General features: G+C 74.7%; 14 protein-coding genes. 5 read left to right on the forward strand and 9 right to left on the reverse strand.

Going from position 1 to position 14677, the window contains the following annotated elements:
- Window positions 1–25 precede the first annotated feature (25 nt).
- Both ABD343_RS05530 and ABD343_RS05535 read right to left on the reverse strand, forming a co-directional pair.
- Window positions 26–1417 (reverse strand): sensor histidine kinase, encoded by a 1392-nt coding sequence (locus ABD343_RS05530; RefSeq protein WP_344524638.1) that lies wholly within the window; start codon window positions 1415–1417, stop codon window positions 26–28.
- A gap of 385 nt (window positions 1418–1802) precedes the next feature.
- A complete protein-coding gene (locus tag ABD343_RS05535) occupies window positions 1803–3137 on the reverse strand; it encodes a geranylgeranyl reductase family protein (protein ID WP_344524639.1) in 1335 nt (444 codons plus the stop codon).
- A 192-nt stretch (window positions 3138–3329) separates the two neighbouring features.
- Between ABD343_RS05535 and ABD343_RS05540 the strand changes: the two genes are divergently transcribed.
- Window positions 3330–4727 carry a dipeptidase gene (locus tag ABD343_RS05540; protein WP_344524641.1) on the forward strand — a complete coding sequence of 466 codons (1398 nt, stop codon included), beginning with the start codon at window positions 3330–3332 and terminating at the stop codon, window positions 4725–4727.
- Window positions 4728–4757: 30 nt separating this feature from the next.
- Here ABD343_RS05540 and ABD343_RS05545 read toward each other — a convergent pair whose 3' ends face one another.
- A complete protein-coding gene (locus ABD343_RS05545; RefSeq protein WP_344524643.1) occupies window positions 4758–5792 on the reverse strand; it encodes an NUDIX hydrolase in 1035 nt (344 codons plus the stop codon).
- 188 nt (window positions 5793–5980) lie between these two features.
- On the reverse strand, window positions 5981–6547 hold the full coding sequence (locus ABD343_RS05550) for a TIGR03086 family metal-binding protein (protein ID WP_344524644.1): 567 nt from the start codon (window positions 6545–6547) through the stop codon (window positions 5981–5983).
- A gap of 70 nt (window positions 6548–6617) precedes the next feature.
- Here ABD343_RS05550 and ABD343_RS05555 point away from each other — a divergent pair, with 70 nt between their 5' ends.
- Both ABD343_RS05555 and ABD343_RS05560 read left to right on the forward strand, forming a co-directional pair.
- Window positions 6618–7511, forward strand: a complete 894-nt coding sequence (locus ABD343_RS05555; protein ID WP_344524646.1) for a DUF6597 domain-containing transcriptional factor — start codon at window positions 6618–6620, stop codon at window positions 7509–7511.
- A 32-nt stretch (window positions 7512–7543) separates the two neighbouring features.
- Entirely contained in the window at window positions 7544–7873 is a 330-nt protein-coding gene (locus tag ABD343_RS05560) for a DUF952 domain-containing protein (protein ID WP_344524648.1), read from the forward strand.
- A 53-nt stretch (window positions 7874–7926) separates the two neighbouring features.
- Here the strand turns inward: ABD343_RS05560 and ABD343_RS05565 are convergent, their stop codons facing one another.
- Together ABD343_RS05565 and ABD343_RS05570 are read right to left on the reverse strand one after the other, a co-directional pair.
- Complete coding sequence (locus tag ABD343_RS05565; protein WP_344524650.1) at window positions 7927–8724, reverse strand: DUF1963 domain-containing protein; 798 nt, start codon at window positions 8722–8724, stop codon at window positions 7927–7929.
- Window positions 8725–8747: 23 nt separating this feature from the next.
- Entirely contained in the window at window positions 8748–9707 is a 960-nt protein-coding gene (locus ABD343_RS05570) for an ROK family protein (protein WP_344524652.1), read from the reverse strand.
- A gap of 179 nt (window positions 9708–9886) precedes the next feature.
- On the opposite strand from ABD343_RS05570, the gene ABD343_RS05575 reads away from it, so the two are divergent.
- Window positions 9887–10948 carry a LacI family DNA-binding transcriptional regulator gene (locus tag ABD343_RS05575; protein WP_425578102.1) on the forward strand — a complete coding sequence of 354 codons (1062 nt, stop codon included), beginning with the start codon at window positions 9887–9889 and terminating at the stop codon, window positions 10946–10948.
- A gap of 113 nt (window positions 10949–11061) precedes the next feature.
- Here ABD343_RS05575 and ABD343_RS05580 read toward each other — a convergent pair whose 3' ends face one another.
- The 3 genes from ABD343_RS05580 to ABD343_RS05590 are packed head-to-tail and all read right to left on the reverse strand — an operon-like array spanning window position 11062 to window position 13321.
- The gene (locus tag ABD343_RS05580) at window positions 11062–11928 is read right to left on the reverse strand and encodes an EamA family transporter (protein WP_344524654.1); all 867 of its coding nucleotides are present in this window, start codon (window positions 11926–11928) and stop codon (window positions 11062–11064) included.
- Window positions 11921–12505 carry a MarR family winged helix-turn-helix transcriptional regulator gene (locus ABD343_RS05585; protein WP_344524656.1) on the reverse strand — a complete coding sequence of 195 codons (585 nt, stop codon included), beginning with the start codon at window positions 12503–12505 and terminating at the stop codon, window positions 11921–11923. Before ABD343_RS05585 ends, ABD343_RS05580 begins: the two co-directional genes overlap by 8 nt.
- Before the next feature lie 3 nt (window positions 12506–12508).
- On the reverse strand, window positions 12509–13321 hold the full coding sequence (locus ABD343_RS05590; protein ID WP_344524658.1) for a class I SAM-dependent methyltransferase: 813 nt from the start codon (window positions 13319–13321) through the stop codon (window positions 12509–12511).
- A gap of 291 nt (window positions 13322–13612) precedes the next feature.
- On the opposite strand from ABD343_RS05590, the gene ABD343_RS05595 reads away from it, so the two are divergent.
- The gene (locus tag ABD343_RS05595) at window positions 13613–14644 is read left to right on the forward strand and encodes a 2,5-dihydroxypyridine 5,6-dioxygenase NicX family protein (protein ID WP_344524660.1); all 1032 of its coding nucleotides are present in this window, start codon (window positions 13613–13615) and stop codon (window positions 14642–14644) included.
- The last annotated feature ends 33 nt before the right edge of the window (window positions 14645–14677 follow it).

Consider the following 14677-nt stretch of genomic DNA (forward strand, 5'->3'; position numbering starts at 1 on the left):
GTCTCCTTCTCGCGGTGGGACGGGCTCACTGTAGCGGCGAGTCCTCCGCCTCGCGGGGTTCGGCCGGGGGCCGGAGCGGGATGCGGGCGCGGACCGTGAACCCGCCGTCCTCGCGCGGGCCCGCCTCCACGGTGCCGCCGAAGGCGGCGGCGCGCTCGCGCATGCCGACGAGCCCGTTGCCGCCGCCGGTCGGGCCGTCTCCGGTGGCGGGGCCGTCGTCGTCGACGCGCAGTTCCAGCTCGCCGCCGCCGTAGCGCAGCATGACGCGCGCGGCGCGGGAGCCGGAGTGGCGCACGATGTTCGTCAGGGCCTCCTGCACGACGCGGAACGCGGCCAGGTCGGCGCCGGGCGGCAGTGGCTGCGGCTCGCCCTCGGTGCTGGTGGTCACCCGGAGCCCGGCGCCCTCGGCCTGCTCGGCGAGTTCGGGGAGCCGGGCGAGACCGGGCGCGGGCGCGCGGGGCGCGTCCCCGGGCGCCCGGAGCGTGTCCAGCACCTGCCGCACCTCGCCGAGAGCCTCCTTGCTGGCCGACTTGATGGTCGTCAACGCCGTACGGGCCTGGTCGGGGTCGGAGTCGAGGAGCGCGAGGCCGACGCCCGCCTGAACGTTGATCACGGAAATGCTGTGCGCGAGGACGTCGTGCAACTCGCGTGCGATGCGCAGCCGTTCCTCGTCGGCACGGCGCCGCTCGGCCTCCTCCGCCTCCTGCCGCTGCCGCGCCCACTCGGCACGCCGTACGCGCGCCAGCTCCGCCGCGGTGCACACCGCCACGATCCAGGCGAGCATGAACAGGTCCGAGCCCCAGTCGTTCGCCCCGGGCCCGTCCCCCTCCGGCGGCAGCCACCGGTAGAGCACGTGGATGAGCGCGGAGTGCCCGGCCCACAGCATGCCGAGCGCGCCCCACGCGGCGTACCGGTGGCCCGCGACGATCGCCGAGAACGCCGCGACGACCACGCTGAACAGCACGGGCCCGTACACGTATCCCGCGCCCAGGTACACGAGCGTCGCGGCGCTCGTACCGAAGGCGGCGAGCCGGGGGAAGCGGTGCCGGAGCAGGAGCAGCAGCGGCCCCACGGTGAGGAGCCCGCGCGCGAGCGGATCGAGGTCGAGCCGCTCGCTCTGCCCCCGCTGCCCCTCCGCGGCGAAGCCGGAGCCGACCTGCTGGAGGACGAGCACGAAGAGCGAGGAGCGCCAGGGGTACGAGCGCGCCGAAGGCGTGTGCGCCAGCCACCGCTGCCAGAGCGGCCCGCCGGGGCCCCACCGGGCGGGACCGCCACGGGGTCCGGCGCCGCCACGGGACCCGGCGCCGCCACGGGGCCCGGCGCCGCCACGGGGCTCGGCGGCGCGCCCGCGCGGCCGGTCTTCCGGGTCGGGCGCGGGGGATGACGCGGGGGGCGTGCCCCCGGAGGAGTGCCGCATGCCTGTCACGCTAGACCGGCCGTCGGCTCACCGGCGTCAGCCGAGCGCGGTGATCACATCTACTCCCCGTGCAGTACGGGTTCCCTGGCGGGTGCCCGCGCCATGCGGGAAGCGTGTCCGGCGGGTCCTGGCTGCCCTCTTCTCCGGGCCGGGCAGGGGCTGCCCCTGCCTGTGCTTCGCGGGGCGCGCGGATCGTGGTGGCTTGCCGCGCAGTTCCCCGCCCCCAGGGGCGACAAGCGTGCCCGGCGAGGCACCGTCGCCCTCTTCTCCCGGCCGGGCAGGGGCTGCCCCCGCCTGTGCTTCGCGGGGCGCGCGGATCGCGGTGGCCAGTCGCGCAGTTCCCCGCGCCCCTTGAGGGCACTCCCCGGAGCGCCCTCCGGATGCGCTAGGCCGAGGGAGGGGACGAGGGTTGGGGGGTGGGGGTGTCGTCGTCGGGCTGGGTGTCGTCGCCGGGGGCGTTGCGCGCGTCGCGGGCCTCGGCCTTGTCCAGGCGGTCCAGTGCGCGGCGGGCCACCGGGTGGGTGCGGACGACCTCGGCGAGGGAGGTGGCGCCTCGGGCGAAGCGCGCGAAGACGTTCCACGCGGGGCGGAAACCGGTCAGCGCCGCGTGGAAGAGGCCAGGGCGGCGCGAGAAGATCCGCAGCAGTCGGCGGCCCACTCCCATCTCGACGCCGAGCCCGGCCTTGACGGCGAACGCGTAGTTGAGGGCCTGGCGGCGCGCGTCCACCGCGTCGTGCGCCTCGGAGATCCGGACGGCCCACTCCCCCGCGAGCCGGCCCGAGCGCAGCGCGAAGGAGATGCCCTCGCGCGTCCACGGCTCCAGCAGTCCGGCCGCGTCGCCGCAGACCAGGACGCGGCCACGGGAGAGCGGCGAGTCGTCCGTACGGCAGCGGGTGAGGTGGCCGGAGGAGAGGCGGGGCTCGAAGCCGGCGAGGCCCTGGCGGGCGATGAAGTCGTCCAGGTACCGCTTGGTGGCCGCGCCGTCGCCGCGGGCGGAGATCACGCCGACGGTGAGGGTGTCGCCCTTGGGGAACACCCAGCCGTAACTCCCGGGCAGCGGGCCCCAGTCGACCAGCACCCGGCCCGCCCAGTCCTCGGCGACGCTCGGCGGCACCGGGATCTCGGCCTCCAGGCCGAGATCGACCTGGTCGAGCTTGACGCCGACGTGGGCCCCTATGCGGCTCGCGCTGCCGTCGGCCCCGACGACCGCGCGGGCCAGCACCGGCTCGTCCTCGCCCGCCACGACGACGGCGACGGTGCGCCGGTCGGGCACGGCGGGGCCGTGCTGCTCGACGCGGGAGACGGTGACGCCGGTGCGCACCTCGGCGCCCGCCTTCACCGCGTGCTCGACGAGGCTCTGGTCGAACTCCGGGCGGTTGACGAGCCCGAAGAGCATGTTCCGGGAGCGGCGGGTGCGGGCCAGCTTGCCGTTGAGCGAGAAGGTGACCGCGTGCACACGGTCGCGCAGCGGCAGTTCGAAGCCGGGCGGCAGGGAGTCGCGCGAGGGGCCGATGATGCCGCCCCCGCACGTCTTGTAACGGGGCAGCTCGGCCTTCTCCAGCAGCAGCACCCGCCGTCCGGCGACCGCCGCGGCGTAGGCCGCCGAGGCCCCGCCGGGGCCCGCTCCGACCACGACGACGTCCCAGACCGCGTTCTCCTCCGGGCCGCCGGCGGCGGCGCCCTCGGATTCGGTTCCCCCGGCTGCGTTCTCGCTGCTCACGATGTGCTTCTGCTCCCGCCCGAGCTCGGCTCCTGCATGGTCCAACGCATCCTACGGCGCCCGCGCGCCCGCCCTCGCGGCGGACCGCCGCCGGACTCCCGCCGGACTCCCGGCGGCCTCCGCCGCCGCGGATGTGCGATACACATGTCTGCGTACACGTGTGCCAACGTCGCACCCACAAGGAGCGTTCCCATGCCGCAGACCCCGTCGGCCACCACCCCGTCGGACAGCCCTTCGGACATCGCCGTCTCCGTCTCCGCGCTGATGCCGCGGGCCCGGGAGGAACTGGCCGAGCTGGTCGCCTTCCGCTCGGTGGCCGATCCGGAGCAGTTCCCGCGGAGCGAGTGCGAGGCCGCGGCGGGCTGGGTGGCGGACGCGCTGCGCGCGGAGGACTTCCGGGACGTCGCGATCCTGGACACCCCGGACGGCACCCAGTCCGTCTACGGCCTGCTGCCCGGCCCGGAGGGCGCCCCGACGGTGCTGCTGTACGCGCACTACGACGTCCAGCCGCCGCTCGACGAGGAGGCCTGGATCACGCCCCCGTTCGAGCTGACCGAGCGCGAGGACGGCCGCTGGTACGGGCGGGGCGCGGCGGACTGCAAGGGCGGCTTCGTGATGCTCCTGCTCGCACTGCGTGCGCTGCGCGCGAACGGCGGCGTGCCGGTCACCGTCAAGGTGATCGTCGAGGGCTCGGAGGAGCAGGGCACGGGCGGCCTGGAGCGGTACGCGGAGGCGCACCCGGAGCTGCTCACGGCCGACACGATCGTCATCGGCGACGCGGGCAACTTCCGCAACGGCGTGCCGACCGTGACCGCGATGCTGCGCGGCATGGCCCTGGTCCGCGTCCAGGTGGACACGCTGGAGGGCAATCTGCACTCCGGCATGTTCGGCGGTCCGGCCCCCGACGCGCTCGCCGCCCTCGTCCGCACCCTCGACTCGATGCGCGACGCCGACGGCAACACGGTCATCGACGGGCTCGCCGCGGACGGCGAGTGGCCCGGCATGGAGTACCCGGAGGAGGTCTTCCGGCAGGACGCCCGGGTGCTCGACGGCGTGGAGCTGGCGGGCACCGGCACGGTCGCCGAGCGCGTCTGGTCGCGCCCCGCCGTGTCGATCCTCGGCATCGACTGCCCGCCGGTCGTCGGCGCCACCCCGTCGGTGCAGGCCAGTGCCCGCGCCCTGGTCTCGCTGCGCATCGCGCCCGGCACGGACGCGGTCAAGGCCGTCGAGCTCCTCACCGCGCACCTGGAGTCGCACGTGCCGTGGAACGCGCGGGTCACGACCGAGGCGGTCGGCCAGGGCCAGCCCTTCAGCGCCGACACCGGCAGCCCCTCGTACGCGGCGATGGAGGCGGCGCTGCGCACGGCGTACGACGGCGAGGAGATGCGCGTCGCCGGGCAGGGCGGCTCGATCCCGCTGTGCAACACCCTGGCCTCCCTCTACCCGGAGGCCGAGATTCTGCTGATCGGGCTCAGCGAGCCGGAGGCCCGTATCCACGCGGTGAACGAGAGCGTGGACCCGCGCGAGCTGGAGCGCATGTCGGTGGCGGTGGCGGAGTTCCTGCGGCGGTACGCGGCGACCGGCGCGTGAGCGGCTGATCCGGTTCGCCGGGCCCGCTCCTCAGAACAGGTTCCGGGAGCCGACCGGGACACCCGCCTCCAGGTAGAGCGGGTGTCCCGTGCGGCGGGCGCGCAGCGCGCATCGGAGCCGGTCGAGGCGTACGGGCGGGAGGAGCCCGGCGGCGTCCTCCTCCGTCACGAAGCGCCAGCCGCGCAGTTCGGCGCTCGGGAGCAGCAGCGAGGCGGCGTCCTCGGCGGCCAGGCGGCCCCCGTCGAAGAGCAGCCGGAGTCCCCCGAAGCCGGGCGGGGCCGGGGGCTCCCAGTCGACGACGAGCAGCCGGGGCTCGTCGTCGAGCCGCAGGCCCAGCTCCTCGCCGACCTCGCGCACCCCGGCGAGGGCGGGTGCCTCGCCGGACTCGACCACGCCGCCGGGGAACTCCCAGCCGGGCTTGTAGGTGGGATCGACCAGCAGCACCCGGTCGCACTCGTCGAAGAGCAGGACCCCGGAGGCGACCGTCTCGGCCGTGGGCTCCGGGGTCTGCACGATGTCGACGGCGCCGGCCCCCGCGCGCAGCGCGGTGGCCACGCGTTCCGCCGTCTGGCGCGGGGTGAGCCGCGAGGTGTCGACCGTGTGGGCCTCGGCGGTGATCCAGGGCAGGGCCTGCGCGTAGGGCTCCAGGTGGCGCAGGCACCAGGCGCGGGTGGAGTCCCCGTCGGTGGCGGCCCGTTCGGCGATCCGTGCCCGGAGGATCGTTTCCCCCGCGTGCAGCAGGATGTGGCACACCGGTATCCGGCGGGCGGCGAGCGCGCCGAATATCTCGTCGCGGTACTCGCGGCGGAGCAGCGTCATGGGGGTGATCAGCGGGCCCTCCACCTCGCTGAGCAGGGCGGCGGCCGTGTCGGCCACGAGCCGCCGCCAGGAGGGGAGGTCCTGGAAGTCGCCGATCTGGCCGACGCGTTCCTTCGGGAGCATCCTTCTGAGGCCCGCGCCGATGAGTTCGGGATCGTAGAGCGTACTGCCGGGGAGCAGGTCCAGGAGTTCGTTCGCCGTCGTGGTCTTGCCCGCGCCGAAGGCGCCGTTCAGCCAGACGATCACGGTGGTCCCCCCTCATCCGTCGTCCCCGTTCAGTTGCCCGCATCAGCGGGGCCCGGAAACGCGCCGGGGCGGCTCTGCCAGCGGAGAAAGGGGCACGGCGCTCGCGCCCCGGCGCGCGCGGCGGGCGCGCGAGACCGGGGAAACAGGGGTTGATGAAGGGGTGCCGCGCTGCTAAGCGTCGAGGAACGTCAGACCTTCCACCGGGGGTCGCGGCCCATGAGGCCGAGCAGCCGCTCGAAGGGCGGCGCTCCGGCGGGCACCGGCACCTCCTCGCCGAGGACGCCCATCTCGCGGGCCATCGGGCCCATGCCCTCGAAGGCGGGGAGCAGTTCGCCGACCACGTCGTCGTCCGGGGCGTACGCCTGGCCCGTGGCGCGTGCGAGGTCCCAGCCGTGGACGGTGAGATCGCCGAGGACCATGTGCGCGACGGTGCGCTGCGGCATCCCGAAGCCCTGGGATTTTCCTTCTAGCGTGCCCGGTTCGCCCCAGGCGGCCACCAGCCTGCCGGTCTCCTCGCCGAAGCGGGCGCGCCAGTCGCCGTCCAGGTAGTCGGGGGTGGTACTGAAGTCGGCCGTGCCCTTGGCGGCCAGTGCCTGGAAGCCGACCACCACGTGGAAGAGGTGGTTCAGCAGGTCCCGTACGTCGTACTCGGAGCACGGGGTCGGGTCGCCGAGCCGCGCGTCGGTCACGCCCTGGACGACGGGCACCGTGCGGTGGGCCGAGCGCTCCATGAGTTCGCTGAGTTCGTTCGCCATGTCCGGAGCGTAGGCCCGGCCGCAGAGGTCCGGCTTGAAGAAACACGACACGGGGCGCAACATCGCTGTCATGCCAGGTCAGAACCGTTCAGCCGCCCCCTCGGGAGACGGTGCGGCCCCCGCCGGGGATCCCGCGCCGCGCCGGGACACCCGGGGCATCGTCGAGGCCCCGGAGCTGTTCGCGCGCGTCCGGTTCCGGCGCAGGCTGCCCGCCGGGCCGCTGCGCCGCTGGGTGGAGCACTACTGGCTGATCGACTGGGACCTGGACGAGCCGTACGTCTCGCAGGTGGTGCCGCATCCCGCCGTGAACCTCGTCTTCGAGCGGCGCGGCCCCGCCGGGCTCGCCCCGGAGACCGGGCTGGTGGCGGGCGTCGGCATCGGCCTGTTCGCCACCAAGCTGGAGGGCACGGGCCGGGTGTGCGGGGTGCAGACGCGGCCCGGCGGCTTCCGTCCGTTCCTCTCCCCGCCGCGCCCGGTCTCCGCGTTCACCGGCGCGCAGCTCCCCCTGGCGGACGTCTTCCCCGGCGCCGCTGACGAACCGGCGGTGCCCTCCCGCGTGCTGGGCCCGGAGGACGAGGACGGGCGGGTCGCGGCGCTCGACGCGTTCCTGCTCTCCCGCGGGCCGCGCGCCGACCCCGCCGCCGAGCAGGCCATGGCGCTCGCGCACCGCGTCCGTACGGACCGTACGGTGCTGCGGGTCGAGCAGCTCGCCGCCGACGAGGGCGTCTCCGTCCGTACGCTCCAGCGGCTGTTCGCCACGTACGTGGGCGTCAGCCCGAAGTGGGTCGTCCTGCGCTACCGCGTCCACGAGGCGCTGGAGCAGGCCACCCGCGACCCCGGCACCGACTGGTCGCGCCTCGCCGCCGAGCTGGGCTACGCCGACCAGGCCCACCTCGTCCGCGACTTCACGCACGCCGTCGGGGTCTCCCCCGCGGCGTACGTCAGAGCGGGGTTCCCCGGGTGACACGTGGCGCGTGTGCGCTCTAGCGTCGTGCCATGACAGAGCTGCTGCACCTGACGGAGCGCGCCCTGTGGGAGGAGGCGCGCGAGGCCGGTACGTACGAGATGTCCACCAAGGGCCGCACCCTGGACGAAGTGGGCTTCATCCACTCCTCGCTGCGCCACCAGCTCCCGCGCGTCGCCCGCGTCCTGTACGGCGACGAGCCCGACCCCTCCCGCCTGGTCGTGCTCGTCATCGACAGCAACCGCCTGACGGTGCCCGTACGGTACGAGCCGCCGGTGCCGGGCAGCGAGGACCTCTATCCGCACATCTACGGGCCGCTGCCCGTCGGCGCCGTCGTCGGGGTGGAGGACTGGCGGCCCTGAGCACATCGGTCGCCGCCGTTCCCGTTTGCCGCCGTCCCCTCCCCCGTCGGGCGTCACGCCCTGTCGACGTGGCCGTAGACCCGGTCGAAGCGGAGGGATGCCAGGTCCTGGCGGCGGATCATCCAGGTGACGACGCGCGAGTCCAGCTCGGGGATCTGCTCGCCGCATCGCCACGTGGCCAGCACGGCCCAGTCGTCGGGGTCCGCCGCGGCGTCGCCGGTCTCCGCTGCGTCGTCCCTGGCGAGGAGGAGAGGGTCGTCGTTGAGGACGACGGGGTGGGCGCCGAGCGCGAACGTCCAGGTCGGCCAGGAGCCCCCCACATGCGTCCAGGCGCTCTGCAGCTCCTCGGCGAGTTCGTACTCCTCGTCGTCGGGTTCGTCCCACCTGGCCTCCGCGAAGCTCTCCGGCATCGGCGGGGACACGTGGTGCCACATCGTGCGCATGTCCTGCGGCACGAACGGCCCGTACGCGGTCTCCGCATGCCGGACGGTCGCCGGTGTCCCGGCGGGGACATGGCACACCGCGTCGTTCATCGGGCCGTGCAGGCCCAGCTCCAGGTCGGCGAAGAACAGCAGGTCGCCCTCTGGCGGGAGGGGAAGTCCGGTGGCGCTTCGGGGTATCAGCGCGCAGTCGACGCGGGCGATCAGGGGGTGGCGTGGCTCCGGGGCGTCTTCCGGCAGTACCGGCTCGCCGCCCATCCGTGCCGCGAGCGGCCCGTCACCGCCCTGCGTGAAGAACGTGCCCGGCACGGCGGCCCGTATCCATTCCTCGATCTCCTCCGCGGGCAGAACACGGGACGCGGCCTCGGCGCGGAAACGACGCACTCTGTCGGTGTTCCAGTCATCGATCACCGCCACACCCTAGCCAGATCGGTTCAGGCGGCGCCCGGGCCCCGCGAACCGTTCTCCAGGAGCTTCCAGCAGGCCGCGGCGGCGCCGACGAGGCCCGCGTCCGTGCCCATCTGCGCGGGGGCGATCTCCAGGCCCTGGACGAAGGAGAGCGTGGCGTACCGGCCCAGTTCGCGGCGGAGGGGGGCGAAGAGGACCTCTCCGGCACCGGCGACGCCGCCGCCGATCACCGCGATCTCGATCTCGACGAGCGTGGCGGTGGCGGCGATGCCCGCCGCGAGCGCCCGCGCGGCGCGGTCGAAGGCGGCGACGGCCACCGGGTCACCGGCGCGCGCCGAGGCGGCGACCGCCTCGGCCGTCCCGTCGCCGTCCGTCCCCGGGCGCCAGCCCTGCTCCTGGGCGAAGCGGGCGATGCTGGGGCCGCTGGCGATGCTCTCGACGCAGCCGCGCGAACCGCAGGCGCACAGGCCGCCGTTCATGTCGACGGAGATGTGGCCGATATGCCCCGCGTTCCCCGTGGGCCCCGGGTGGACCTGGCCGCCCAGCACCAGGCCGCCGCCGACGCCGGTCGAGACGACCATGCACAGCGCGCCCGTACGCCCCCGGGCCGCGCCCTGCCAGTGCTCGGCGGCGGCGAGGGCCACGCCGTCCCCGACGAGGGTCACGGGGAGGCCGCCCGCGTGCTCGCGCACCTGGGCGACCAGCGGATAGTCGCGCCAGGACGGGATGTTCACGGGGCTGACGCTGCCCGCCTTCGCGTCCACGGGGCCCGCGCTGCCGATCCCGACCGCGCCCGCGCGGTGCCAGTCGGGGGCCGCCGCCAGCTCGTCGAGCACCTCGGAGAGCGCGCCCGCGACCTGCGCGGCGCCCGACTGGGCCCGCGTGGGCCGCTGGGCCCTGGCGAGCAGTCTGCCGCCGCTGTCGACCAGGGCACCCGCGATCTTGGTGCCTCCGATGTCGAGCGAGGCGACGAGGTCGTTGCGCATGGGCAGTTGTCTCCTGAGGGGGCGGTGCCCGGGGTGGGTGTCCGGGAGTTGGCGGTCCGGGCCCGGGCCGGGAGCGGACCGGACAAGTCTGACCACATCTGACAACGTTGTCCAGACCTCGGCCGTCCGGGGTACCCCGGGGACTATGCTGCTGGTGCCGCACGAAAGGACTCGACTCCGTGCCCCATACCGCCCGCACCGCCGCCTCCCGCCAGAACGGGGGCCGTTACGGCACCAGGCCCACCATGAAGGACGTCGCGGCGCAGGCCGGCGTCGGCCTCAAGACCGTGTCCCGTGTGGTCAACGGCGAGGCGGGGGTCTCCAGCGACACCGAGCGCCGCGTCCAGGAGGCGATCACGGCACTCGGCTTCCGGCGCAACGACAGCGCGCGGGTGCTCCGCAAGGGCAGCACCGCGAGCATCGGCCTCGTGCTGGAGGACCTGGCCGACCCGTTCTACTCGCCGCTGAGCCGCGCCGTCGAGGAGATCGCGCGGGCGCACGGGGCGCTGCTGATCAACGGGTCGAGCGCGGAGGACCCCGAGCGCGAGCGGGAGCTGGCCCTCGCGCTGTGCGCGCGGCGCGTGGACGGGCTCATCATCGTCCCGGCCAGTGACGACCACCGCTATCTGGAGCCGGAGATCGCCGCCGGGGTCGCCACGGTCTTCGTGGACCGCCCGCCGGGCCGGATAGACGCCGACATGGTCCTCTCGGACAGCGCGAACGGCGCGCGGGAGGGTGTCACCCACCTCATCGCGCACGGCCACCGCCGTATCGGCTTCATCGGCGACCACCCCCGCATCCACACCGCCAGGGAGCGCCTGCGGGGGTACCGCGAGGCGATGGCCGACGCGGGCCTCCCCTCCCCCGACTCCTGGATGGCCCTGGGCGGTACGGACCCCGAGCGCGTCCGCGCCGACGCCGCCCGCATGCTGGCGGGCCCCGAGCCGGTCACGGCCCTCTTCGCCGGGAACAACCGGGTGACGGTCACCCTCGTCCGCGTCCTGGCCGAGATCGCCGAACGCGAACACCCGGTGGCCCTCGTCGGGTTCGACGACTTCGAGCTGGCCGACCTGCTCTCCCCTCCGGTCACCGTCGTCGCCCAGGACCCGGCGGAGCTGGGCCGCAGCGCCGCGGAGCTGCTCTTCCGCCGCCTGGACGGGGCCGACGACCCGCCGCGCCGGGTCACCCGCCCCACCCGCCTCGTCACCCGCGGCTCGGGCGAGGTGCCTCCGCCCGCGTGAGCCGCCCCCCCCCGTTCCGGACAGCGGCATCGAGGACGTGGCCCTCCTCGTCCCGGAGTCGCTCGGTGAACAGGACGAACGGGACGTCAGGGGTCCCGGCCCCGTGCCCCGGGCTACGCGAGGGAGATCAGCGCGATGGCAGCGCCGGCGCAGGCCAGCCCCGCGGCCTGGGCGCGGGTGAGGCGCTCGCGCAGGACGGTGACGCCGAGCAGGACCGGGATGGCCGGGTAGAGCGCGGTGAGCACGACGGCGAGCGACATCAACTGCTCGCGGGCGGCGAGGACGTAGAGCGTGATCGCCACCGTCCCCAGCGCGCCCACGCCCGCGCAGGCCCAGGCGAGTCGGCCCGGCATCCGCGGGGCCCGCGGGCGGCGGGCGACCGGCGGCACCAGGGCGAGGACCGACACGGCCCGGCTCACGGCCAACGGCCACAGCCCCGCGGCCGCGTCGGCCTGCGCGAGCGCGACGAACTGGGCCGCGAAGCCGACCCCGGCGACGAGCCCGTCACAGGCGCCGGAGGCGACCACCCCACGGCCACGCGGGGCGGCGGCGCCGGGCGAGGCGTCCGCGCGGGCGGAGCGGGAGATGAGCCAGAGGGCCGGGGGCGCGGCGGCGATGCCGGTCCAGGCGGGCCAGGTCGGGCGGTCTCCCAGCAGGGCGACGCCGATGAGGACGGGCAGGGCGACGGCCGCCACATCGCTCAAGGGGACGACGACGCTGAAGCGGCCCCCGCTCATGCCCCGGTAGAGGAAGGCCACCCCGAGGCCGGTCCCGAGCCCGGAGAGGGCGCCCCAGCCGAGTGCGGCGGGCGTGATGTGGGGTGCGGCGGCGAGCGGGGCGAGGGCGAGCATGAGCGCGGTGCCGCCGAGCTGGCCGGTGAGGGCGACGGCGGCGCTGTCGGCGCGGCGGGCGAGGAGGCCGTTCAGGAAGTGGGTGGCCCCGAAGCACAGGGCCGACGCCAGGGCGAGGGCCTCACCCATCGAACCCGTCGCCCCGCTCGCGCCCGTCGGCCCGCTCGCGCCCGTCGCCCCGCTCGCGACCGGCAGCGCGGGCCGCCCGGCCGACCGGGCACACCGCTCCGTCCTGAACGCAGCGTTCCCGGTCGCACAGGCGGCAGAGCCGTTCCGCGTCGCCCGTCCGTTCGTGGAGCCCGGTGAGGAGCTTGGCCAGCAGGGCGTCGAGCTGGGCCTGCTCCGCCTCGTCGAGGTGGCCCAGCGCCTCGCGCAGCGCGTCGCCGCGGGAGGAGAGCAGGCTCCTGGCGGCCCGGGTCCCCCGGCCGGTGAGGTGGACGGTGACCCAGCGGCCCGAGGAGGGCTCCCTGCGGACCAGCTCCCGCGCCTCCAGGCCGTCGACCATGCGCGCTGCGGCGGACTGGCTGAGTCCGACCCGCCGCCCGAGTTCGGTGACGCCGAGGCCGCCGTCGCCGGAGAGGACGACGAGGGCCGCGGCCCCGCTGCCGCTCGTACCGGCCGCCGCGGTGACTCCGGCCAGCAGCAGGTCGCTCAGGGCGAGGGAGGCCGCACCGAGGAGATTGGCCGTACGGAGTTCGTCATGCATGACTCATGCAGTACCGGGGACAGCACTCCCGAAACATCCCTGCCGTATCGTGACGATCAGCTCGTGCAGGTAACGCTTCGTGACCCGCCCTCCGTGGCGCTCGTCGATCAGGGCGCCGATCGCCTCCAGCAGCGCGCGGCGCGTCCCGTCGGGCAGCGCACGGTGCCCGGAGTAGGTGCGCAGGACGTCGAGGTACTCGGCGCGGGAGTAGCCGATCTCCTGGGCGTACCGGTGGGTGCTCGCCTCGCCGAACAGGCCGTCCCGGCGCAGTTCGGCGGTGTCCGTGGAGACCTCGGCCTCGTCCGGGAGGACCTGGCCCGGCCCGGTGCCGGGGACGTGGCGCTCGTAGCACCGCTGGACCTCGGCGAAGAAGTCTGCGCTGCCGCCCGCGACGTGGTGGGTGGCGATCAGGGCGAGGACACCGCCGGGAGGCAGTGCCTCGGCGAGTTTCCGTACGCGCACCTCCGGGTCGAGCCAGTGGAACGAGGTCGCCGCGACGGCCGCGTCGAACCCGCCCTCGGGGAGCGGCCAGTCCTCGAACGCGGCGACCTCCACCCGGGCCCGCGGGTGGGGCGCGAGGTTGCGCCGGGCGACGGCGGCGAGGTGCGGCCCCAGCTCGACGGCCGTGATCCGGCACCCCAGCTCCGCCAGCGGGACGGTCAACTGGCCGGTGCCCGGTCCGATCTCCAGGACGCGGGCGCCGGGCGAGGGGGCGACGTGCCCGGCCAGCTCCTCGACCAGCGCCGCCGGGTAGCGGGGCCGGACCCTGTCGTACAGCTCCGCCGCCTCGTCGAAGGTGTCGCGCAGTGCCGCCATGCCGTCTCCCTGTCCGCTCCGTGCCGGCCCTCGTGCCGGCCGTGCCAGCCCTTGTGCCAGCCCTCGTGTCAGCCCTCGTGCCCGCCTCGTGCCCGTGCGCGGGTGTCTTCCGTGTGCCGTGGGTCCGCCAGGAAAGATCCCCGTTAACTCCGTGCACGACCCTTGCCAAGCCAAGTTAGTACGTGTTCGGATTATCTCCGTCGGGCACCGCTCCCGGCCCACATTCTTACTGGTCAGCCCCCATGTGAGGGGCCAATTCCGCCGTGCCCTCAACCACTTCGGAGGACCCACGTGTTCGACCTCTCGTCCGTCGACCTGCTCGACGCCTTCACCCGTGAACTCCAGCTCTGCAAGGTCCAGGAGGGCGAGCACGTCGTCGTCCTCGCGGAGCCCAACAGCCGGGGGGACTACGTCGCGGCGGCCTTCGGCGCGGCCAAGTCGCTCGGCGCCCGCGTCATCGCGGCGACCGTGCCCGGCGGCAGCCCCGCGCCGATGCCCAGCACCCACACGGGCGCGGGCCCCGGGCTCGCCTCGGTGCTCGACGACCGCGCGGCGCAGGACCTGCTGAAGTCCGCCGACCTGGTCGTGGACCTCACCCAGGAGGGCTTCATCCACGCGCCCGTCCAGCAGGAGATCCTCCAGGCCGGCACGCGGATCATCTTCGTCTGCGACGCGCCCGACGTCCTCATCCGCAACCTGCCGGACGAGAACGACAAGCAGCTCGTGATCCGCGAGGCCGAGCTGCTGAAGAAGTCCCGGGTCATGCGCGTCACCTCCGCCGCCGGGACCGACCTGACCGTCCGGCTGGAGGGCTCGAAGCCCGAGTTCCAGACCGGGTTCGCCGACGACCCGGGCCGCTGGGACCACTGGCCCAGCACGATGGTGCTGTGCTGGCCCGAGATCTCCGACGGGCAGATCGTGCTGGCCGAGGGCGACATCCTGCTGCCCTTCAAGGAGTACGTGCACACGCCCGCCACCCTGCACATCGCGGGCGGCCGCATCGACAAGGTCGAGGGCGGGGCCGAGGCGCGGATGCTGGAGACGTTCTTCGAGGACGCCGACGACCAGTGGGCCCGCTACCTCTCGCACATGGGCTGGGGCCTGATGCGCTCGGCCGACTGGTTCGCGACGGCCATGTACGGCAAGGGCGACCTGATGGGCATGGACGCGCGTGCCTTCGCGGGCAACTTCCTCTGGTCCACAGGACCGCACCCGGTCCTCGGCCGCGAGTCGTACGCGCACCTCGACATCGCCATGCGCGGCTGCACGGTCTCGGTCGACGGCACCGAGGTCGTCACCGGCGGCGCGCTCACCGAGCGCTGACGACGCCGCCCGACTCCCCCACGCATTCCGAAC

Origin of the sequence: Streptomyces albiaxialis (assembly GCF_039530985.1) — a bacterium.
Taxonomy (GTDB): Bacteria; Actinomycetota; Actinomycetes; order Streptomycetales; family Streptomycetaceae; genus Streptomyces; species Streptomyces albiaxialis.